Source organism: Nostoc sp. (assembly GCF_036917235.1).
GTDB lineage: Bacteria > Cyanobacteriota > Cyanobacteriia > Cyanobacteriales > Nostocaceae > Nostoc.
In genome coordinates this window covers 62965-84137 of sequence record NZ_JBALDU010000058.1, presented here as the reverse complement: position 1 = coordinate 84137, position 21173 = coordinate 62965, and the positions used below count along the sequence as shown (strand labels likewise).

General features: G+C 41.8%; 20 protein-coding genes. 14 read left to right on the top strand and 6 right to left on the bottom strand.

All coding sequences use genetic code 11. The features are described from left to right. The first annotated feature begins 14 nt into the window (after positions 1 to 14). The 5 genes from lpxC to V7K44_RS17780 all read left to right on the top strand — a co-directional run bounded on the left by lpxC (position 15) and on the right by V7K44_RS17780 (position 5174). Complete coding sequence (gene lpxC, locus V7K44_RS17800) at positions 15 to 860, top strand: UDP-3-O-acyl-N-acetylglucosamine deacetylase (protein WP_334933256.1); 846 nt, start codon at positions 15 to 17, stop codon at positions 858 to 860. A gap of 80 nt (positions 861 to 940) precedes the next feature. Continuing rightward, the gene (gene fabZ / locus V7K44_RS17795) at positions 941 to 1471 is read left to right on the top strand and encodes a 3-hydroxyacyl-ACP dehydratase FabZ (protein ID WP_334933294.1); all 531 of its coding nucleotides are present in this window, start codon (positions 941 to 943) and stop codon (positions 1469 to 1471) included. A gap of 311 nt (positions 1472 to 1782) precedes the next feature. Further along, a complete protein-coding gene (lpxA, locus tag V7K44_RS17790; protein WP_334933255.1) occupies positions 1783 to 2601 on the top strand; it encodes an acyl-ACP--UDP-N-acetylglucosamine O-acyltransferase in 819 nt (272 codons plus the stop codon). Positions 2602 to 2734: 133 nt separating this feature from the next. After that, positions 2735 to 3916 carry a lipid-A-disaccharide synthase gene (lpxB, locus tag V7K44_RS17785; RefSeq protein ID WP_334933254.1) on the top strand — a complete coding sequence of 394 codons (1182 nt, stop codon included), beginning with the start codon at positions 2735 to 2737 and terminating at the stop codon, positions 3914 to 3916. Continuing rightward, positions 3906 to 5174, top strand: coding sequence for a DNA cytosine methyltransferase (locus V7K44_RS17780; protein WP_334933253.1), 1269 nt, complete (start codon positions 3906 to 3908; stop codon positions 5172 to 5174). The genes lpxB and V7K44_RS17780 overlap by 11 nt, the downstream gene beginning before the upstream one ends. Before the next feature lie 31 nt (positions 5175 to 5205). Here V7K44_RS17780 and V7K44_RS17775 read toward each other — a convergent pair whose 3' ends face one another. The 3 genes from V7K44_RS17775 to V7K44_RS17765 form a co-directional block, all read right to left on the bottom strand. Next, positions 5206 to 6171 carry an aldo/keto reductase gene (locus V7K44_RS17775; protein ID WP_334933252.1) on the bottom strand — a complete coding sequence of 322 codons (966 nt, stop codon included), beginning with the start codon at positions 6169 to 6171 and terminating at the stop codon, positions 5206 to 5208. 125 nt (positions 6172 to 6296) lie between these two features. Continuing rightward, the gene (locus V7K44_RS17770; RefSeq protein WP_334933251.1) at positions 6297 to 7787 is read right to left on the bottom strand and encodes a hypothetical protein; all 1491 of its coding nucleotides are present in this window, start codon (positions 7785 to 7787) and stop codon (positions 6297 to 6299) included. 182 nt (positions 7788 to 7969) lie between these two features. Beyond that, positions 7970 to 8485, bottom strand: a complete 516-nt coding sequence (locus V7K44_RS17765) for a hypothetical protein (RefSeq protein WP_334933250.1) — start codon at positions 8483 to 8485, stop codon at positions 7970 to 7972. Between the two features lie 242 nt (positions 8486 to 8727). On the opposite strand from V7K44_RS17765, the gene nfi reads away from it, so the two are divergent. From nfi to V7K44_RS17750, 3 genes are all read left to right on the top strand, one after another. After that, on the top strand, positions 8728 to 9393 hold the full coding sequence (gene nfi / locus V7K44_RS17760; protein WP_334933249.1) for a deoxyribonuclease V: 666 nt from the start codon (positions 8728 to 8730) through the stop codon (positions 9391 to 9393). A 107-nt stretch (positions 9394 to 9500) separates the two neighbouring features. Beyond that, complete coding sequence (locus V7K44_RS17755) at positions 9501 to 10052, top strand: FHA domain-containing protein (protein ID WP_334933248.1); 552 nt, start codon at positions 9501 to 9503, stop codon at positions 10050 to 10052. A gap of 98 nt (positions 10053 to 10150) precedes the next feature. Next, positions 10151 to 12109: an FHA domain-containing protein gene (locus V7K44_RS17750; RefSeq protein ID WP_334933247.1), complete on the top strand. Its 1959-nt coding sequence runs from the start codon at positions 10151 to 10153 to the stop codon at positions 12107 to 12109. On the opposite strand, the gene V7K44_RS17745 is transcribed toward V7K44_RS17750, so the two are convergent. Together V7K44_RS17745 and V7K44_RS17740 are read right to left on the bottom strand one after the other, a co-directional pair. Continuing rightward, a complete protein-coding gene (locus V7K44_RS17745) occupies positions 12101 to 12376 on the bottom strand; it encodes a hypothetical protein (protein WP_334933246.1) in 276 nt (91 codons plus the stop codon). The two genes, V7K44_RS17750 and V7K44_RS17745, sit on opposite strands and share 9 nt — an antisense overlap. Positions 12377 to 12624: 248 nt before the next feature. Continuing rightward, on the bottom strand, positions 12625 to 12885 hold the full coding sequence (locus tag V7K44_RS17740) for a hypothetical protein (RefSeq protein WP_334933245.1): 261 nt from the start codon (positions 12883 to 12885) through the stop codon (positions 12625 to 12627). A 134-nt stretch (positions 12886 to 13019) separates the two neighbouring features. Here V7K44_RS17740 and V7K44_RS17735 point away from each other — a divergent pair, with 134 nt between their 5' ends. Both V7K44_RS17735 and V7K44_RS17730 read left to right on the top strand, forming a co-directional pair. Next, on the top strand, positions 13020 to 15404 hold the full coding sequence (locus V7K44_RS17735; protein WP_334933244.1) for a tetratricopeptide repeat protein: 2385 nt from the start codon (positions 13020 to 13022) through the stop codon (positions 15402 to 15404). A 951-nt stretch (positions 15405 to 16355) separates the two neighbouring features. Then, on the top strand, positions 16356 to 16889 hold the full coding sequence (locus V7K44_RS17730) for a hypothetical protein (RefSeq protein ID WP_334933243.1): 534 nt from the start codon (positions 16356 to 16358) through the stop codon (positions 16887 to 16889). Positions 16890 to 16988: 99 nt separating this feature from the next. Here V7K44_RS17730 and V7K44_RS17725 read toward each other — a convergent pair whose 3' ends face one another. Next, positions 16989 to 17885, bottom strand: a complete 897-nt coding sequence (locus V7K44_RS17725; RefSeq protein ID WP_334933242.1) for an undecaprenyl-diphosphate phosphatase — start codon at positions 17883 to 17885, stop codon at positions 16989 to 16991. Positions 17886 to 18366: 481 nt separating this feature from the next. Here V7K44_RS17725 and V7K44_RS17720 point away from each other — a divergent pair, with 481 nt between their 5' ends. The 4 genes from V7K44_RS17720 to V7K44_RS17705 all read left to right on the top strand — a co-directional run bounded on the left by V7K44_RS17720 (position 18367) and on the right by V7K44_RS17705 (position 21168). After that, positions 18367 to 18621, top strand: coding sequence for a UPF0175 family protein (locus V7K44_RS17720; RefSeq protein ID WP_334933241.1), 255 nt, complete (start codon positions 18367 to 18369; stop codon positions 18619 to 18621). Further along, the gene (locus V7K44_RS17715; protein WP_334933240.1) at positions 18611 to 18841 is read left to right on the top strand and encodes a hypothetical protein; all 231 of its coding nucleotides are present in this window, start codon (positions 18611 to 18613) and stop codon (positions 18839 to 18841) included. The genes V7K44_RS17720 and V7K44_RS17715 overlap by 11 nt, the downstream gene beginning before the upstream one ends. Positions 18842 to 18865: 24 nt before the next feature. Continuing rightward, a complete protein-coding gene (locus tag V7K44_RS17710; RefSeq protein ID WP_334933239.1) occupies positions 18866 to 19093 on the top strand; it encodes a DUF3368 domain-containing protein in 228 nt (75 codons plus the stop codon). A gap of 308 nt (positions 19094 to 19401) precedes the next feature. Further along, entirely contained in the window at positions 19402 to 21168 is a 1767-nt protein-coding gene (locus tag V7K44_RS17705) for a tetratricopeptide repeat protein (RefSeq protein ID WP_334933238.1), read from the top strand. Positions 21169 to 21173 lie beyond the last annotated feature (5 nt).

Sequence of the window (21173 nt, the reverse complement as noted above, 5' to 3'; positions counted from 1 at the left end):
TTAACTTTTCGGCTATGCGACAGCACACTCTAGCTGCCCAAATCACCCAAATAGGGGTGGGACTGCATAGCGGTGTGAATACCCAGGTGCGGATACTACCAGCCGAGGCGGGAAGTGGACGCTACTTTGTGCGGGTGGATTTACCAGATTTGCCGATCGTTCCAGCCCAAGTTGCAGCAGTTAATCACACTGTTCTCTCGACTCAGTTGGGTAAGGGTGAGGTATATGTTCGCACGGTAGAGCATTTGTTGGCAGCACTTTCGGGTATGGGTGTGGATAATGCTCGGATTGAAATTGATGGCCCAGAAGTCCCACTTTTAGATGGTTCAGCAAGTGTGTGGACAGCCAATATTGCCCAAGTTGGCTTAGTCTCACAACCCATTAACAACCAAGTTCCCTTGGCTATTACAGAACCAATATGGGTCTATGAAGGGGATGCCTTTGTATGTGCCCTCCCAGCAGCAGAAACCCGCTTTAGTTACGGTATTGATTTTGACCTGCCTGCTATTGGTAATCAATGGCATAGTTGGTTGCTAACCGCTGAACTAGAAAACGCTTCTGCTAGCTTTGCTACGGAAATTGCTCCTGCGCGTACTTTTGGGTTACTGCATCAAATTGAACACTTACAAAAAACAGGGTTAATTAAAGGTGGCAGTTTGGATAATGCACTCGTTTGTGGACCAGAAGGCTGGCTAAATCCACCGTTGAGATTTGCAAATGAGCCAGTCCGTCATAAAATCTTGGATTTAGTAGGAGATTTGAGTTTACTAGGAACTTTTCCTCGTGCTCATTTTTTAGCGTATAAAGCCAGTCATAATTTACACATTCAACTGGCTCAAAAAATTTTAGATTTGATCTAAGGTTTACATTCAGGATTATTAAGGCTTTGGATATACGCCTGCCTACTCAACTTTTAGATAAAAAATCAACTACACCGCCAATGTCAATCCTCACTGAAGTGAATACCATCAATACGGCTACACCTACATCTACCGAACCACAGGGTATAAATGAGATTACAATCAGTTCTGAGATAAAAACAACTTTCACATCTGAAGAAATTCAGAAATTGCTACCCCATCGCTACCCATTTTTACTTGTAGACAAAATAATTGACTACGTACCAGGTAAGAAAGCTGTTGGGGTTAAAAATGTCACTATCAACGAACCCCATTTTCAAGGACATTTCCCTGAACGTCCACTGATGCCAGGGGTGCTAATTGTCGAATCAATGGCACAAGTTGGAGGCATGGTCTTAACTCAGATGTCTTCGGTAGAAGGCGGGCTGTTCGTCTTCGCTGGTATCGATAAAGTTCGCTTTCGTCGCAAGGTTGTGCCGGGAGATCAACTAGTAATGACGGTGGAACTGTTATGGGTAAAACAGCGTCGTTTCGGTAAGATGCAAGGTCGTGCCGAAGTTGATGGTCAACTTGCTTGTGAAGGGGAATTAATGTTTTCTTTAGTTAGCTAAAAGTTTGCTTTCGTGGTATGGGTATAGCCGTGAAATGCCCCTACTGAATCCTGAAAAAGGATAACAGTTAAAAAATCCACAACAGCATCTGAATAATTTCTTGATTTTCGCCGCCCTCTCTACGAGACGCACTCACAAACACACTTAACTTGCTTTGCCCGACACTTTCGTTCACTGAAATATTTCACACTCAACAACGCCAGTCGCCTCAATGGGGCGGTAGTCGGTATAACTCTCTTAACCAGAGTAACGCGCTGCCTCAGAAACCCCGCCTGGCGCTGGATTATTAAGACAGTTCTGGAGATTCACCCTTGAAAACGCTAATTCATCCAACTGCTGTAATTCATCCGAAATCGGAACTCCACCATACAGTGCAAGTCGGTGCCTATGCTGTGATTGGAGCGCATGTCAAAGTGGGCCCTGAAACAATAATCGGCGCTCATGCAGTGCTAGAGGGACCTTGTGAAATTGGGGCGCAAAATCAGATTTTTACAGGTGCAGCCATCGGCATGGAACCCCAGGATCTAAAGTTTGTAGGAGAACCAACCTGGGTCAAAATTGGTGATAACAACTTGATTCGTGAGTACGTTACCATTAACCGCGCTACCGGTGCTGGTGAAGCGACGGTAATTGGTGATGGTAATCTGTTGATGGCTTATGTTCATGTGGCTCATAACTGCGTCATTGAAGACCAAGTAGTGATTGCTAACTCTGTGGCGTTGGCTGGTCATGTCCATATAGAGTCACGCGCTAGGCTCAGTGGAGTTTTAGGTGTCCATCAATTTGTGCATATTGGTAGACAAGCAATGGTGGGAGGTATGGCACGTATTGATCGGGATGTGGCCCCATATATGCTGGTGGAGGGAAATCCAGCGCGGGTACGAACCCTCAATCTTGTCGGACTCAAACGGTCTGGTATGGACTCAGCAGATTTACAAATGCTGAAAAAAGCCTTCCGCATTCTCTACCGTTCTAATTTGTCTTTTAAGGATGCTTTGGAACAGTTGGAATTGTTAGGGGATAGCGAAGAATTGCAGCATCTGCGACGCTTCCTGCTACTTTCTCAGATGCCTGGAAGACGTGGCTTGATTCCCAGTAAAGGGAAAAAAGGCGCAAGTGATGAATCGTGAGTTAGGAGTTAGGAGTTAGGAGTTATGAGTTATGAGTTGATAAATTACATTTTTTAACTCTTCACTCCTCATTCCTAACTCTTCACTTTTAACTCCTCACTTTTAATTCCTAACTCCTAACTTTAATTATCAAATGCGGATATTTATCAGCACTGGCGAAGTATCTGGCGATTTACAAGGGTCGCTGCTAATTTCAGCGCTGAAGCGTCAAGCTGTGGCGATTGGGTTGGAATTAGAGATTGTGGCGTTGGGTGGCGAAAAAATGGTAGAGGCTGGGGCAACTCTGTTGGGAAATACCAGTAGTATTGGCTCAATGGGTATTCTAGAAGGGCTACCTTATGTTTTACCGACTCTTCAGGTGCAACGTCAGGCGATCGCTTCCTTAAAGCAAAATCCACCTGACTTGGTAGTGCTGATCGATTATATGACTCCCAATCTGGAAATTGGGACTTATATGAAACGGCATCTGCCAGATGTACCTGTGGTGTATTACATTGCTCCCCAAGAGTGGGTTTGGTCAATAAGTTTGCGGAGAACTAACCGGATTGTTGGTTTTACAGATAAACTGTTGGCAATCTTTCCACAAGAAGCCCGTTACTTTCGCGAGAAAGGCGCAAAAGTAAGTTGGGTGGGACATCCTTTGGTTGACCGAATGCAAGATGCTCCTAGTAGGGAAGCAGCTCGTGCAACACTGGGAATTGCACCAGAAGAAATTGCGATCGCACTCCTCCCCGCCTCTCGCCGCCAAGAACTAAAATATCTTTTACCAGTAATTTTTCAAACTGCCCAAACTATTCAAGCTAAATTACCTGAAGTTCGTTTCTGGATTCCCTTATCGCTAGAAGTCTATAGACAGCCAATCAAGGAGGCTATTGAGCGTTACGGTTTACGCGCGACAGTTATATCAGGTCAACCAATAGAAGTTTTTGCCGCTGCTGATTTAGCCATTAGCAAATCTGGTACTGTCAATCTAGAACTTGCTCTGTTAAATGTGCCGCAAGTTGTAATTTACCGCCTTAGTCATCTGACTGCGTGGATAGCTCGTAAAATCCTCAAAGGTTCAATAACCTTCGCATCGCCACCTAATTTAGTTGTGATGAAGCCGATTGTGCCAGAATTTTTACAAGAGCAAGCCACAGTAGAAAATATTACCCAAGCAGCGATGGAACTGCTACTCAATCCCAGTCGCAGAGAGCAAACTTTGCTAGATTATGAAGAAATGCGGCAAAGTTTGGGAAAAGTTGGGGTTTGCGATCGCGCTGCTCAAGAAATTTTGCAAATGCGACCAGATATATTGAGGTGTCATGGCTTATGAGATGAAAAAACAAAGAGCGATCGCAGTTGACTTATTCGCTGGCGCGGGCGGTATGACTCTTGGCTTTGAGCAAGCTGGTTTTGATGTGCTAGCCTCTGTGGAAATCGACCCGATCCACTGTGCAACACATGAGTTTAACTTCCCTTATTGCTCAGTGTTATGTAAAAGTGTTGTGGATACAACCGGGGAAGAAATTAGGAATCGGTCTGAGATTGGCGATCGCGATATTGATGTCGTAATTTGTGGCTCACCATGTCAAGGATTTTCCCTAATTGGTAAACGGGCTGTTGACGATCCCCGCAATTCTTTGGTGTTTCACTTTCATCGACTAGTTTTTGAACTAAAACCGAAATTCTTTGTGATGGAAAATGTCCGGGGAATTACAGTTGGTGAACATAAACAAATCCTCCAAACATTAATTAGCGATTTTCTAATTCACGGCTATAAAGTAGAAGAAAATTATAAAATTCTCAATGCTGCAAATTACGGAGTACCACAGTCCCGTGAGAGATTATTTCTCATAGGTGCAAGGGAGGATGTAGAATTACCGAAATATCCTCAGCCGATTACTAAACAAGCTTTACTAAATAATTTAAATTCTAAAAAAATATCTGACATTCCATCAAGTCCTACAGTATGGGATGCAATTGGAGATTTACCTGAAATAGAAAAATATCCAGAGTTATTAACAAGAGATTGGGTTGTTGCAGACTATGAAAAGCCTAGTAAATATGCTCTTGTACTTCGCGGTATCAAATGCCTAAATGATGATTATTCTTACAAACGAGAATATGATTTGCGAATACTTTCTTCAAGTTTAAGAACAAAACATTCTGCGGAAACTGTTAAACGTTTTCAGGAGACTCAACAAGGCGAGAGAGAAAAAATTAGTCGTTTTCATAAGCTACATCCTGCTGGTGTCTGTAATACTTTAAGAGCCGGAACGGATAAGTATAGGGGTTCTTTCACATCTCCTAGACCTATTCATCCATCTACGCCGCGCTGTATCACTGTCAGAGAAGCGGCGAGATTGCATTCTTACCCCGACTGGTTTAGATTTCATGTAACCAAATGGCACGGATTTCGACAAGTTGGTAACTCTGTACCACCCTTACTAGCAAAGGCTGTAGCGGGAGAAATTATTCGTAGTTTGAATATTTCGCCTTTTAAGCCGAGTTTAGGATACAAGTTGCCAGAGGAAAAGCTATTACAATTTAATATGTCGCAAGCGGCACAATATTATCAGCAGGACTGGTAAGAATACACTTTGTAATATGTGCAAGGTTAGGCTAAGTCCAAGCACGGAAGAATGTACTATCTTCCCAGACATTAGCAGCCCGTTGAGCGATCGCTGTCAATTCTGGCTCCTTCAGGGGTACAAAAGCCCGCGCTATCTTGACATTATTCTCTAATTGTGGGACTGTCTGTGCTGCAATCACGCAACAATGAACCCCAGGCTGAGACAGTGTGTAACCTAAAGCTTCCTCCATACCTGTCAACGCACCTGATTTAAACAGCCGACCATAAGCCAAGACTTTCATCGCAATCACACCAACATTTTTTTCTTGAGCAACTGGTAGAACCACTGGGATAAATGGACGTGGGTGGTGTTTGTCGGCGGCATTCACAGGAATCAGTGTAGTGTGGAAAGGGTAGCGACGTAACCCTTCGGCAATTACTTGAGGGTCGTGATGTCCGGTGATCCCAGCAAAACGCACCAATTTTTGTTCTATGGCTTCTTCTAAAGCTTTAATTGCACCAGATGGACTAAAGATGGTGTCGAGTTCTTCCGAAAAAGAGACGCGATGCAACTGCCACAAATCGAGATAATCTGTATTGAGACGTTTAAGCGATCGCTCCAATTCTCGCCATGCTCCATCCCGATCTCTTTGATCGGTCTTGCTTGCTAGAAACAGCTTTGAGCGATGGGGTGGTAGCACTTTACCTAAATAATCTTCACTCGGCCCATAACTAGCGGCTGTATCAAAGTAGCGAATGCCGAGTTCCAGCGCTCTTTGAACAATCGCTATCGCATCACCCTCTTTTCCTTCGCCACCGGATAGTGGCATTTGTCCTGCTCCAAACCCGAAGATAGGCAGATTTACTTTCGTGCGTCCCAGTACCCGTTCTGGGATAGTTGCTAGCGGTGTGGCGGTGTTGGTAGTATTTTGCTCAAAAGCATTAGTTGCCACAATACCTCCAGTTACAGCAATGCTAGTAATTAGGAAATTACGCCGCGTTTTTCCTTCTGTCATGATTGGCTTCGGGGGCGAAATAACTTTTATTATAAAATTTTAGCTAGGGAGAATTAACCGGATATCCCTCTAAAGGATAAATCCATCACATTTCATCAGGATCGGTAAAAATAAGAGCGATCGCATTACTTGCCACCGATCGCATTTTTATCAGCGTAGTTAAGATTTTTTTGATATTCTATGATTTTTTGTTGGGCTACTACATAATTTGGGCTAGAAGATGGCACAGTTTTCATAAGTGCGATCGCAGCTTGCCACTGACTCACAACTGTCTTCCACTCATCTGGAGATTTTGCTAGCTGGGTTAGTTTGGCAGCACTTGTTGCTTTATTAACAGCCTCTCGGAATGTATCAGTTTGAGACGTGAATACTGTTAGAAATGGACTTGGCGAAGTAACTGGAAAAGCTATATAAGTTGGTACTTTTTCTTTTGTTGTGGGAATTCTTGCTGATAAATATATTCCAATATAAACCAAAGGAATGAGCATAATTATCAACAGTTTTTTCTTGATATTTTTAGGCTTTTGAGAATTATCTTGAGATAACGAGAGTATAAGTAAATGCGGCTTTTTCCCTTTTTTGATTTGGGTTAGCCCCATATCATCACGCAATCTGTCAATTTTTAAATTTGTGCGATCAATACTGTAGCTTTTACGTTTAGTTTGTAAATTTTGGACTAGAAGTGTCAGGTGTGGAATTAAGCGGTTTACTACTAAGTGTTCTAATTGGTATAGATATGCGGCAGTGAACATCCAAATCATGAACCAACGTTGACTTAAAAAATCATTATTTTCAATGCTGTAAAAAATTCCGTTTGTTGCGCGTCCTGTTAAATGCCCTGTACAACCATTAAAATATTCTGGTATTTTATTGTACAAGTTGCAATTAAAAAAAGCTAATTCTGAGAAAATAGTTAGGATTAGCATAAAAGATAATCCCATAACCACTGTGCCATAGAAACCTGCCCATAAACTATTCAAGGTAGGTATCCATTTAGGTAATTTATTAGATAATTTAGGCTTTTGCCAAATAAACCAAAAAATATGGTAAACAAAGGCTAAGAAAATGGTTGGTATTAATAAGCCGAATAAAACAGAAAATATTAATAATATAGGGCTGTTGCCGAGAAGTGATATAAATACTCCGGCTAATCCAAAAACTATTAAACGTGCGCCAGGAAATGCTATGGGAACTAGAATAATCGCCCTAAACCAAGAACTAGGATAAGGAAACCAAACTGGCCATATTTGAGAGAGTGTTTCGTATTTTCCCTGTTTAGCTAGTTCTAAAATACTAGAATGTTTTTTAATCTCCTCATTCTCAGGAGTCAACTTTAAATCATCTATCCAAGCTACTGAGGTTTGTCCTTTGCCTTTTCCGTAGATTTTTACGGACTTAATAGGTGTAGCTTCTAACTTTGTTATTAGTTTACGAATAAAAGTGACCGATGATTCTTGCTCCGGTACTTGAAAAGATTCCAGCATTACCTGTAAGCAACCATCTTTCAAGACTACTTTGGCAGTAATATCCTTTGGTTGCAGGAGATAATTAATTACTGATGCGATCGCTTGTGCATCTCCCTGTTTAGCAAGTTCTAAAAGATTTGGCTGTATCATAACCAATAAATCCGAAAACCTAAGAAAATATCTTCTATCTCAGGGTTCCCCATTTACAGGTAAAAACAACATTTTAAAAGTCTTTAAATCCCTATAGTGAGAATATACCTGAATTTATCATAATTGCAACAAAAACATCAATTTTATACTATTTTTCTGCGCCTCTGGGTGAGTATTAAACATTAACGTTCCTTTGTAATTACAGAGCTACCATTACTAATACTTACTTTTTGAATAAAAACGTTAGTACAAGATGATAAAATATCAGTACTTATTTGATTAGCAATAAATTCAAAATCTTTATTTGTTAATCCCCGTGCAGTATCGCCGCTTAGGTTAATAGAAATAGTTAGGGTTTGAGGATTACTAGAAGACTGTTCATTATCTACTGCTTCTATTTCTGCTATCCTCAAATCGAACTCTTTACTCCAAGCTGGAAACTCCTTACCCGTTTGTTGCGCGTAAACTTTAACTTTTTCAACAGATGCAGCCCCTAAAGCTGTTAACCCTTTGCGGATAAATGCAACTAAAATTGGCTGATTTAGTACTTGGGCAGATTCTAATATTACCTCCAAATAAGCATCTTGGAAGGCAACTTTTGCAGTGATTCCTTTGGGGTGTAGGTGGCGGTTCATCAGAGATGCGATCGCTTCTGCATCTCCCTGTTTTGCAAGTTTTAGAATATTTGGCTGTGTCATAACCAGTAAAAGAGAAAATCTAGAAAAATAAACTTATATTCTCAGGATTCCCTCTTGACAGCCTTAAGTAACATTATGATGCAAGATATCAGCTAACCTGGGCTAAAATATTTAGTATAAAGATAGTCATTCACAGATTTTTACAAAAATCTATTTTCCCTGTATCAACATCAAAAAGTTTTGTTTTTGTGCTTGCTAAATTAACAAGATTAATATTAATCAGTTAAATTCCAATTTTCAATATGAAATTTTACCGAGATCATGCTTGGCCTTCAACGCTAGAAGAAGCCATAGTTATCCAAGAAACGCTGCAAAATCAAGTAATTACTGAGGATCGACTGCAAGAACCTATCCAGTATGTTGCTGGGGTGGATATGGGTTTTGAAGCTGATGGGACAATTAGCCGTGCAGCGGTTGCAGTCCTGAGTTTTCCTGATTTGCAAGTAATCGAGACAAGCCTAGCACATCGTCCTACAACCTTTCCTTATGTTCCTGGGTTTCTCTCATTTCGCGAAATTCCAGCTGTCCTCGATGCCCTGGAAAAGATTAAAACAACACCAAATATTATCCTGTGTGATGGTCAAGGAATTGCCCATCCCCGCAGATTAGGTATAGCTAGCCATTTAGGGTTACTTATAGATATGCCGACAATTGGTGTAGCTAAGTCGAGATTGATAGGTAAGCATGAAGAATTGGCAGAAATCAAAGGCAGCACGCAACCACTAATATATAACGGTGAAACCATAGGGGCAGTTTTGCGATCGCGCACAGGAGTAAAACCTCTGTATATCTCCAGTGGTCATCGAATTAGTTTACCGACAGCCATTGACTATGTATTACGCTGCACGCCCAAATATCGGCTGCCAGAAACAACACGCATTGCTGATAAATTAGCGTCGGATAGATAAAGCTTGTTGAAGTTTTTTGTAAATACTTGCTTCCACCTACTCAATCATGTTAGGAATCGCACAGAAAGAAGTTGAAGTAGCTAAATACGATTTACGAAGTTAGAACCATGAACGCACTAACTTTACAGTGGCACGATGCAGGTCAAGATAAAACTCAAAATATTTACGAACAACAGCCAAGTCAAAATCATGGTACTGTCCGCATCGGTCGCGATCCCCTCCGGTGCGACATTGTTCTGAGTCATCCTACTGTGTCTGGACTGCACGTTGAAATATTTTTTCATCACCAGCAACAACGCTTTTATATCAGGAATTTGCGATCGCAAAATCCCCCCGTTGTCGATGGACGGCAATTAGTCCAAGGTGAAATGCCTTTAACTGAGGGCACTAGTATCTCTTTGGGACAAATAAAACTCAATGTTACAAGCGTTTCCACGGGTAGCATTCCAGCAACAATTTTGCTACCACCCAATCCAGCAGTAAATCTCGGACATCACCATCACCCACAAACACCCCCTGCACCACCGCCAGGAGTTTATGGCTTAGAATGCCCCAAATGTCATAAAGTTTCCCCAGGAGAGAATCTACAAATTGGCTGTCATTGGTGTGGGACATCTTTAGCTGCGGCTGTGAGTGTGTTGGTAGCACGGGGTAGTTGAGCAGGGGAGCAGGGGAGCAGGGGAGCAGGGGAGCAGGGGAGCAGAGTAAGAATTCCTAACTCTTGACTTAATGACCAATGACAAATGACAAATGACCAATGACAAATGACTTACAAATCCAATTGAGTTGGGACGAACCAGCGACGGGTGAACGGCGAGAACCACTGTTAAATATGCCGATCGCTTTTGGTCGAGAATTCGCTCGTTTACCTGCTGAACATAGGGGAATGCGAGTTTCTCGGATGCTACTTAACAGTAACGAAGTTTCTCGCTACCATGCCCTAATTGACTGGGAACAAGACCATTTGGTAGTGATTGACCAAGGTAGCGTTAACGGTGTCTATGTCAACGGTCAACCACAAACGCGCAGTGTTCTGGTTAATGGCAATACGTTGCAAATTGGCCCATATCTGATTGCAGTGACATTTGGTGTTAACGCCTCTGCACCAGATACCAGCCCCCCTTCAACAATTCACTTCAACGCAAATACCAATCACCCAGACCCCAGCTTGCCTGTAGTTCAGCCGCTAGCGCCTTTGGCAAGTAATTTCCCGCCATTGGCATTTCAAGCACAAAAGGTTTCTGTGCAAGCACTTCATGCTACGGGATTACCAGTAGATGAATCTGATTATCTAGCGATCGGGGCGGGGCTGGGTAGCTTTTTTTGGGCTGATTTGCTGCGAACTAGCGGCGTGCGTGCTGACAAAATTGTTGCTTTGGGATTAGAGGCAGAACCTTATGCTCGTTACAAGCGCCTCTGTCTGAATTCGCAAATTCCCTTATATGAAAGACTGCGTTCTAATTCTGACTCTTGTCCTGATAATATTTGGGGTTGGCCTAGTTATGCCTTGCGTGAAGCTTGGAGAGACTTAGCCAAGGGAGAGATAAAGTCAGCATTCAAGTATTTGTGGCAAGTATTTGCTGAACCAACATTTGCAGAAACTTATACTCCTCGTGCGGGTAATGTCTTTGATTCCATAGACCGAGAAGCGAAGCGCATTGGCTGGAATCAAATTTATCGGTATGGGCGAGTTAGGGTAATTCGCAAAACTGATGACGGTAGATATTGCGTAGCCTATTCTCGCGGTCCAGGAAATTATGCTTTTTTAGTTACTCGTTATTTACATTTAGCTACTGGGTATCCAGCAATTCAGTTTCTCCCAGATTTGCAAGCTTATAGAGAAAAATATCAAGACTTTAAATCTGTCGTGAATGCTTATGAAGCTCACGATCATGTTTATGAGCAACTAGAGCAACATGGTGGTACGGTATTGATTCGGGGGCGGGGAATTGTGGCTTCGCGGATTGTGCAGCGCATTTATGAAGCCAGAAAGCGAAATCGGAATATTGCAGTTTTGCATTTAATGCGATCGCCTAAACCCCAAGGTAACAAATTTCAAAATACCCAGCGCCTAGTCAAAAATCATTATGAATTTCAACCCTTTAACTGGCCGAAAGCCTGTTGGGGCGGCGAACTCCGGGCAATGTTAGAAAAAGCCACCCCCGATGAACGCAAACGTTTACTAGCAGACTGGGGTGGAACTACCACCGCCGACCGCCACGACTGGCAGCAAATTACTGCTCAAGGGTTAAGCGAAGGCTGGTATCAAATTACCTTCGGTGAGGTTCTGGATGTGGAACGAGATGCTCAAAACCGGACTATTACCCGTATCCGAGAGCAAAGCTTTGGGGAAATGAAATTGCTAGCTGACTTTATTGTTGATGCTACTGGACTAGATGCGAAGGTAGATGCCAATCCTCTGCTAGCAGATTTGGTGAAACATTACAATCTTCCAGTGAATCACCTGGGGCGATTGACAGTAGCGAACAATTTTGAATTGGTAGAAATGCGTAGCGATAGAGGTCAAATGTATGCTGCTGGGGCGATTACTTTAGGTGGCCCTTATGCAGCAGTTGATAGTTTCTTGGGCTTGCAATACGCCGTATTAGTCGCCGTTGATGGACTCGCCGCCGCGCGTGCGCCTGGAGTTCAAAAGTTGAATACTATAAGTTCCTTTAGGCAGTGGTTGAAGTGGGTGTTAAATCAATCACCTTAGTATTAGGAGGCAGGGGACAGAAGGGCTAGAGTATTTATCTGGCTGTTTTGAGTAGTAAATCCCAACTTCGAGGCTCAAAGGCTCAACTTCGAGGATAAAAGGCGCAACTTCGAGGATAAAAGGCTCAACGTTGAGGATAAAAAGCGCAACGTTGAAGATAAAAGGTGCAACGTTGAGGATAAAAAGCGCAACGTTGAGGATAAAAGGTGCAACTTCGAGGATAAAAGGCGCAACGTTGAGGATAAAAGGTTCAACTTCGAGGTTCAAAGGCTCAACGTTGAGGTTAAAAGGTTCAACCTTGAGGTTCAGAGGTTCAAGTGGCGATGTCTACGACGGGCTACGCCTACGCAGAATTCTTGTTTTCTGATATTGTGAGTTAAATCGGCGGTTAGAAACCGCGTCTACACAGGCAAAACCGACGCAGGTGGGTTTTAAAGCTTCAATTTTCCCTTAGTCCGCGCAGGCGGACTTCGTTTGTGTAGCCGCAAATTCCATTCGCCTTGGCTCTAAATTGACTACTTCTTTTTTTCCTTTGTTGGGCTTACCATTACAGGTACTAAAGTTTTAACTAAACCCGTAATCGCCACAATCACAGAGGCAATTCCCCCAATCGACAATGAAGTTAAAATTGCCGCCGCGAGAATGATTTCAGTAGGGCTATATCCATCTCGCATCCAGGTAGATGGATTCTCTACTGATGTTGGCGAGGCGGGGATTAATTGCGAAGTTTGGGTGGTTTGATTGGAGTTGATAGGAGTTGTTAAGGCAGTTTTCATGGCTAAACCTCTTCTAAATGTTTCTATGCAAATGGTATTTTTGCCAGAAGAAGAGGAGATTCCCTAGAAATGGAGACAAAGTAGAGAGAAGGTAGAAATTAAGTAGAATCGAGAAGAAATCTCACAAGCTGTCTATGCAATGGGCTGATTTTTTAGCCAATGAAGCTGCCATCAATACCTTAACCTCAGAGCAAACGGAAGCTTTTGTAGAGTCTTTGAAGACTGAAAATTCAGGCAAGAATAAGACACAACTTGCCAACAAACTAAACATTACTAAGTCTGCTTTGGCAAAGCGGATGACTGAGGTTTATGACAACTTCGCCAAGAGTTGTCCTGAATTAGCCACGTCTAATAGTCGCGGTAAGCTGGAAAAGTTACGGGCTTGCCTCACAGCGAAATATAATGGCGGGCAAGATGCCCAACCAACAATTAAAGAAATTCATCAAAATATTCCCCCTGCTGTCCCATTTGAAAAATTTGTGGGACGTGAGGCGGAACTACAAAATCTGCACCAGCTATTACAAACATATCGGCAAGTTACGATTGTAGCTGTGACGGGTATGGGTGGAGTAGGCAAAACTGAACTCGCTATCCAATACGCAAAACAGGATTTGCAGAATTATCAAGGTGGGGTTTGCTGGTTATCTGCACAGGGTATCGATGTCGGAATTCAGATTCTCAGATTTGCGGAATTAAAATTTAAACTCATTGCGCCGGACGATTGGGAATTAGCAGATAGGCTTCGATACTGCTGGCAGAATTGGGAAAAAGGTGAAGTGCTGCTGGTGTTTGATGATGTCACCGACTACAAAAAACAGGTTCAGCCTTATCTACCTCCAGAATCACCCCGGTTTAAAATATTGCTGACAACGCGCCTGGGGTTTGATAGAACTTTGCCGCAATTACCTTTGGGTGTTCTTAAACCATTGGCGGCAATGAAATTATTAAAATTGCTGGTTGACAGAGAACGGCTTAAAAGCGAACCTTGGGTTGCTAGAGAAATTTGTAAATTCTTGGGATATTTGCCTTTGGCGTTAGAGTTGGTGGGGCGATATCTGGATACAATGCCAGATTTGTCTCTGGAAATACTGCTGAAGCGGCTAGAAAAAAAGCGACTGGAACACGAAGCAATAGCCAAGGCTAACCCATTGATGCGTTATGAATACGGTGTAGCAGAAGCTTTTGCATTGAGTTGGGAACAGTTGGATGAAAAAGCACAAAGCTTTGGCTGTTGGCTGAGTTTGTATGCTTTAGATGATATTCCTTTTTCTGTTGAGGCAATAGAAGATGACGAAGAACAAGAATTCAAGGAAAAAGCTATAGCTGAGTTGCGGAAACTACATTTAATACAATGGCAAAGTAAAGGAATTTATCGTCTACATCCACTGATTCGGCAATTTTTCCAAATGAAGTTGGATGAGTCAAGTAATGCAGATGAGGTGAAAACTGCTTTTGTAGCGCAGATGGTAGAGGTGGCAAAGCGAATTCCTCAACAGCTTAACCGTGAAGATATTTTCAATTTCACTTCACATATTCCCCATCTTGCAGAAGTTGCAACCCACTTATCCGAGTATCTAAGCGATGGGGATTTAATCAGACCGTTCACAGGCTTAGGCTGGTTTTATCAAGGACAAGGACTTTATCAGCAAGCAGAACCTTGGTTGCGGCAGTGTGTAAAAATTGCTGAAAATCGCCTGGGTTCGGAACATCCCGATATTGCTACTAGCCTGAACAATCTAGCAGCACTTCATAAATCTACAGGACGCTACAGCGAAGCCGAACCCCTGTATAAGCAGGCTTTAGAACTGACAAAATGCCTGCTGGGAAACAACCATCCTATTGTCGCCACTAGCTTGAACAATCTAGCAGAACTCTACCGTTATACAGGACGTTACAGCGAAGCCGAACCCCTGTATCTGCAAGCTTTAGAGATGAGACAACGCCTGCTGGGAGAAAAACATCCCGATGTAGCCAATAGCTTGAACAATTTAGCATTACTCTACGGTTCTACAAAACGTTACAGCGAAGCCGAACTGTTGTTTCAGCAAGCTTTAGAACTAAAAAAACACTTACTAGGAGACAACCATCTCGATATTGCCATTAACCTGAACAATCTAGCAGCATTTTATAAATCTACAGGACGCTACAGCGAAGCCGAACCGTTGTTTCAGCAAGCTTTAGAACTGAGACAACGCTTGCTGGGAGATAACCATCCCGATATCGCTAATAGCTTGAACAATTTAGCATCACTTTACTGTTCTACAGGACGCTTCAATGAAGGCGAACCTCTATATCAGCAAGCTTTAGAACTCCACAAACGCCTACTGGGAGACAATCATCCCGATGTTGCCACTAGCCTGAACAATCTAGCAGGACTTTACTGTTCTACAGGACGCTTCAATGAAGGCGAACCCCTATTTCAGCAAGCTTTAGCAATTTGTGAGCAGACTTTAGGTGTAGGTCATCCCCATACAATTACGGTTCGGGGAAATTATGCCAGGTTTTTAAGAGAAGCATAACCCTAACGATCGCACCCTTTCTCCCAAAATCACACCATAACCCTTCACTTGTAAAAATCTCTACCCAACTGCAACCAATAATTGATGCGACACAACAGTTGTAGTTCAAATTTTAGCAGCGATCGCCCATCAATTGTAACTTCAAATAGCGATCGCCCTCTCTTAATCTCTTTCTTTGCGTCCTCTGCGCCTCTGCGGTTCGATTTTTATCCTAATTGACAAAGTGCAGTTGCCCCCTTATATCCAAAGTAATGAATAGAGCGTAGGCGTAGCCCGTCGTAGACATCGCCTAACTGTTTAGAGTTCTAAACACCAAAATTGAGGCTCAAAGGCTCAACTTCGAGGTTCAGAGGCTCAACTTTGAGGCTAAAAGGCTCAAGTGCGATGTCTACGACGGGCTACGCCTACGCATAATTTTTGCTCTTTGATGTTGCCTAACTACTAATTAGTGCAATTTGACCAAGCTTCATACCAAAAACCTGGGTTTCTAAGACTTTAAGCATACTACTCTACCTAATACAGAGTCAGTATTCGCCTTCATGCGTAAGTATAGCCCGCACTTCTCTACGAGACGCTGCGCGTAGCTTGCTTCCACGTTCGCGTAGCGTCCCGTAGGGAAGTGGTATAACAAGCTCAGTGACCACCGCAGGCATCGCCCTCGATTACGATTGACATTCTCATATACAATTTTAATATTCCTGGTACATTTAATAATGGTGTTTAATGTTTCGCTCAACGATGTATTAGCGAGAATCGATTCGGGTAGTACCTATGGTGCAAGCCTATGTTTAGCTACCTTGCTAACTGGGCAATCTAGAATCGTATTTGGGCGCTTATGGCGCTAGTAGCAGCGGCATTTCTAATCGTCGCGCTCTGATTATCAGGCAACACAATCTTAATCTCTTTCTAGAAAGAGAAATATATCTTTATAAATGGTTTAGATTAGCGATTATGAGCCTTAAAGACATATCCTCAAAATTCTCCCGTCGTCAAGTTCTCAAAACTGCTCTCACTTTTGCGACTGGCTTAACCACGACATCACTGTTCTCTTTTTTGATAACCAAATCCACAAAGCCAGCACAAGCAATTGTTGTGCAACGACCAAATGAATTTGAACTTGAGGGTAAAGATACTCATATCAAGTATTCAATTCTCAATGGAGTTCCACAGCTTGATTACAGAACTCAAAACATTTCTGAACATTTTAGTGGCGATCAAATTCAGACATTAGCTACTGATATCGGTACGCTAGTGACGATAATTATTAGCAGACCACTAAACCCTGATTTTGGAGGAAATATAGTTAGACTGAGCTTACTTTTACCAATTATCAACCTAGCGATCGGGAATAGAGAAACAACTCCTGTCCAAACCGAAGCCATTTTAACTACTCAAAAAACATCAGGATTTATTCGTACTCCCCTATTTGGACAATTACAGTCATATCAGACTATAGTACTCACCGGAACCGCTAGATACCGTTAGATACGGTCTAATTTCAGAAATTAATTCTTTGGGAGAACAAATTATCAAAAATCAAATATGAGTCCTATAGTTACTCGGTACTCAAGAATACCTGAAGACTCAGTTGGGTAAAAAGTTAGTAACAACGCTAACTACGAGGAATATTCCCATCGCCAAACGATACCAAACAAATACCCAAGTGCTGTATTTTTCTAAATAATGAAGTAAACTATAAATCGCGCCAAAAGCAGAAATACTAGCTGTAGTTAAACCAATAACTAAAGTTATCCAACCGTTGAAATCAAGTCCAGCTTTAAAAAGCGTATGCAGTTCTAATGCTCCTGCTAGAATAACAGCTGGCAACCCCAGTAAAAAAGAGAATCTAGCAGCAGTTTCTCGTTCCATTCCTAAGAATAATCCTGCGGTTAAGGTAGAACCAGAACGAGAAACTCCTGGAATTAGAGCTAATGCTTGAGAAATTCCTACCCAAATCCCGTCACTTAGTGATAGTTGGCTAAAAATGCGATCGCGTTTGCCAAATCTTTCTGCAATTCCTAGCAACAAAGACATAACAATTGATGATATTCCTACGACTATCAGAGCGCGGAAAGGAGAATTACAAGCGTTAAGACTTTTTTTTAGTAAAAGACCTGCAACAGCAATAGGAATTGTACCAATTAATAATCCAATTGCTAAACGAAAATATTGATTGCTGTAATCTTGTTCAGAAATCGCCCTCACCGTTGCACCTGTTAACTTCTTCAAATCTTGCCAAAAATAACTAATTACAGCTGCGATACTTGCTAACTGCATTGCTGCACTAAAAGCACTTCCTGGATCTTGCCATCCTAGTAATCCAGGAAGAATTCGTAAATGTGCTGTGCTACTAATAGGTAATAATTCAGTAATCCCTTGTACAATTCCTAAAAAAACTATTTTTAACCAACTCAATTCTAAAAAACCTAAATCAACATCACTAGGGCAAGAAGCAGTTGATAAAAATAAATAAAACATCATCGCTCAATCAATGTATATTGTATTTTTGAAGATAGTAAGTAGTGAATATGTGATTATTGACATCTAAAAAACCGTTAATAATTGTTGTTTAAATCAATATTCAGCTACAATACATCTTTTTGAAATTAAACACGTTACATTGACGTTACGATGACAAAGCTATGACAAAAATATGACTAATCTTAAAAATTAGCGAAAATTTGACAACTAGGCGATTCCCAATTGCAAATCTCAAATCTCACGCTAGCGATCGCACCTTTTTCACAAAATCACACCATAACCCTTCACCTATATAAATCTCTACCAAACCGCAAGCAATAATTGGTGCTACACAACAGTTGTAGTTTAAAGTTTAGGAGCGATCTTCCCCTCATAACCAAAGTACAGTAAAGAATAGAGCGTGGGCGTAGCACGTCGTAGACATTGCTTTGCGGTTTCAAATTCCAAATGCCAAATTTGAGGATAAACTGAGGATAAAATTATGCGAACAATACCAATCCAATTACCAGAAACAGTATTTTCAGCACTTCGTAAAAATCCTGATGAATTTATCCAAGAAATGCGAATTGCCGCCGCAGTTAAATGGTATGAGTTAGGTGACATTTCACAAGCCAAAGCAGCAGAGATTGCTGGGCTAACTCGTGCTGAATTTATTAATGCCTTATCACGCTACCAAGTAGATTTTATCCAATATACTGCCGAAGAGTTAGCCGAGGAACTGGCAAATGTCGATTAATTGTGTAGTTATTAACTCTTCACCTTTGATTGTTCTTTTGAAAAGTCAACAAGCAGAATTACTTCCACAATTATTTACAGAAGTTTTAGTTCCCTTAGGTGTTTTTGAAGAAGTCACAACAAAAGATGATGTCGCATCAACACAATTACCCAGTATTTATTGGATACAAACAGTAGAAGTTAATGCTATTGTTCCTGAAATCGCAGCTTGGGATTTATGAAAGGGAGAATCACAAGTATTTAGTTTGGCACTAAAAAATTCAGACTGTGCCGCTATTGTTGACGATAGGGCAGCACGGCGTTGCAGTCAAGCATTAGGTATTAATACTATCGGAACAGGAGGCTTGCTGATATTAGCAAAAAGACGTGGAATAATCCCAAGCATATCTCCTGGAATTCAAGCTTTGCGTGATGCTGGTTTGTGGTTATCCGATAATTTGGTCAATATGCTCAAACAACAAGCACGAGAATAGCGATCGCCCATCAATTCTACCTTCAAATAGCTTTTGCTCCCTCTTCTCTCTTCCTCCGTGCCCTCTGCGTCTCTGCGGTTAGATTCTCATGCTAAGTGACAAAGTGCATAGACGTAGCCCGTTGTAGACATCGCATAGCCATTTTGAGTACAAAACTCGAAACTTGAACTTCAGAGGCTCAAGTGGCGATACCCAAAGGCAAGCCACTGCTTTAAAATATTTTTATCCAAATGGTATTTTTACCCCAAAGAGAGAATATTTACCAATAGAGACAAAGCTAGAATAAAAATAAACATCACAAGCTGTTTATGCAATGGGCTAATTTTCTAGCCAAAGAAGCTGCTACGAATCGCTTATCTCTAGAGCAAACGGCAGCTTTTACAAAATATTTTCAGACAGAAAACTTAGGTAAAACTAAAGTTAAACTTGCCAGCGAATTCAACGTTGATATTGCTGCTTTCACAAAGCGGGTGGGTGAGGTATATGACAAGTTTGCCCAGAATTCTCCTGAGTTAGCGACTTTCAACAATCGAGACAAACTAGAAAAGTTACAAGCTTACCTAAGCGCCAAATATAATAGCGAATTAGATGTCCTCAAACCATTGGCGGCGATGAAATTATTCAAATCGCTAGTGGTTCGAGAACGACTGCAACAAGAAGCTTGGGTTGCCAGAAGAATTTGTAAATTTTTGGGATATTTGCCTTTAGCGTTAGAGTTAGTGGGACGATATCTGGATAAAATGCCAGATTTGTCTCTGGAAACACTGCTGAAGCGGCTAGAGAAGAAACGAGTGGAACATGAACTAGTAGTCAATGCTAACTCATTGATGCCTGATGAATACGGTATAATTGAAGCTTTTGAATTGAGTTGGGAACAGTTGGATGAAAATGCTCAAAGCTTTAGTTGTTTGCTAAGTTTGTGTGCTTTAGCTGACATTCCCCTATCTGTTGAGACAATAGAAGATAACAAAAAACAACAACTCAACGAGCAAGCCATAGCCGATTTACTGGAATTGCATTTGCTACAACAGAAAAGTAAAGGAATTTATCGTCTAAATCCACTGATTCGACAACTTTTCCGAATGAAGTTGGATAAGTCAAGTGAGGTGGATGAAGCAAAAACTAAATTTGCGACCATGATGTTAGAGGTAGCAAAGCTAATTCCGCAACAGCTTAACTCTGAAGATATTCTCAACCTCACTCCACATATCCCGCACATTACAGAAGTTGCAACCTACCTATGCGAATATCTAGGCGATAAAAATCTAATCACTCTATTTACCAAATTAGCCTGGTTTTACCAAAGTCAAGGACTTTATCAGCAAGCAGAACCTTGGTTGCAACGGTGTGTAGAACTAACTCAAAATCGTCTTGGTTTAGAACATATTGATGTCGCCACTAGTCTGAACAATTTAGCAGTACTCTACGAAACTACAGGACGCTACAGAGAAGCCGAACCCTTGCTTGAACAAGCTTTAGCACTGAGAAAACGCCTGCTAGGAGAAGAAAATACCGATGTCGCCACTAGTCTGAGCTATTTAGCATTAATCTACGAATATACAGGGCGCTATAACGAAGCCGAACCTTTGTATCAGCAAGCTTTAGAACTGTGGAAACGCCTAGTGGGAGAAGAACATCCCCATGTTGCCACGAGTCTGAATAATTTGGCGGCATTGTACTGTTATACAAAACGCTACAGCGAAGCCGAACCCTTGCTCAAGCAAGCATTAAAACTGAGAAAACACCTGCTGGGAGATAACCATGCCGATGTTGCCACCAGCCTGAACAATTTAGCACAACTTTACGAATCTACAGGACGCTACAATCAAGCCGAACCCTTGTATCAGCAAGCTTTAGAACTGAGTAAACGCCTACTGGGAAATAACCATCCCGATGTCGCCATTAGCCTAAACAATTTAGCAGCACTTTACCGTTATACAAGACGCTACAGGAAAGCCAAACCCTTATTTGAGAAAGCTTTGAAAATTTGTGAACGGACTTTAGGTATAAGTCACCCGACAACTATGACGGTTCGGGCAAATTATGCCAGCTTTTTAAGAGAAGCATATCACTAGCGATC

Coding starts and splice junctions, on each gene's coding strand:
- lpxC (WP_334933256.1), top strand. CDS start 15: ATGCGACAGCACACTCTAGCTGCCCAAATCACCCAAATAGGGGTGGGA.
- fabZ (WP_334933294.1), top strand. CDS start 941: ATGTCAATCCTCACTGAAGTGAATACCATCAATACGGCTACACCTACA.
- lpxB (WP_334933254.1), top strand. CDS start 2,735: ATGCGGATATTTATCAGCACTGGCGAAGTATCTGGCGATTTACAAGGG.
- V7K44_RS17780 (WP_334933253.1), top strand. CDS start 3,906: ATGGCTTATGAGATGAAAAAACAAAGAGCGATCGCAGTTGACTTATTC.
- V7K44_RS17775 (WP_334933252.1), bottom strand. CDS start 6,171: ATGACAGAAGGAAAAACGCGGCGTAATTTCCTAATTACTAGCATTGCT.
- V7K44_RS17770 (WP_334933251.1), bottom strand. CDS start 7,787: ATGATACAGCCAAATCTTTTAGAACTTGCTAAACAGGGAGATGCACAA.
- V7K44_RS17765 (WP_334933250.1), bottom strand. CDS start 8,485: ATGACACAGCCAAATATTCTAAAACTTGCAAAACAGGGAGATGCAGAA.
- nfi (WP_334933249.1), top strand. CDS start 8,728: ATGAAATTTTACCGAGATCATGCTTGGCCTTCAACGCTAGAAGAAGCC.
- V7K44_RS17755 (WP_334933248.1), top strand. CDS start 9,501: ATGAACGCACTAACTTTACAGTGGCACGATGCAGGTCAAGATAAAACT.
- V7K44_RS17750 (WP_334933247.1), top strand. CDS start 10,151: ATGACAAATGACTTACAAATCCAATTGAGTTGGGACGAACCAGCGACG.
- V7K44_RS17740 (WP_334933245.1), bottom strand. CDS start 12,885: ATGAAAACTGCCTTAACAACTCCTATCAACTCCAATCAAACCACCCAA.
- V7K44_RS17735 (WP_334933244.1), top strand. CDS start 13,020: ATGCAATGGGCTGATTTTTTAGCCAATGAAGCTGCCATCAATACCTTA.
- V7K44_RS17730 (WP_334933243.1), top strand. CDS start 16,356: ATGAGCCTTAAAGACATATCCTCAAAATTCTCCCGTCGTCAAGTTCTC.
- V7K44_RS17725 (WP_334933242.1), bottom strand. CDS start 17,885: ATGATGTTTTATTTATTTTTATCAACTGCTTCTTGCCCTAGTGATGTT.
- V7K44_RS17720 (WP_334933241.1), top strand. CDS start 18,367: ATGCGAACAATACCAATCCAATTACCAGAAACAGTATTTTCAGCACTT.
- V7K44_RS17715 (WP_334933240.1), top strand. CDS start 18,611: ATGTCGATTAATTGTGTAGTTATTAACTCTTCACCTTTGATTGTTCTT.
- V7K44_RS17705 (WP_334933238.1), top strand. CDS start 19,402: ATGCAATGGGCTAATTTTCTAGCCAAAGAAGCTGCTACGAATCGCTTA.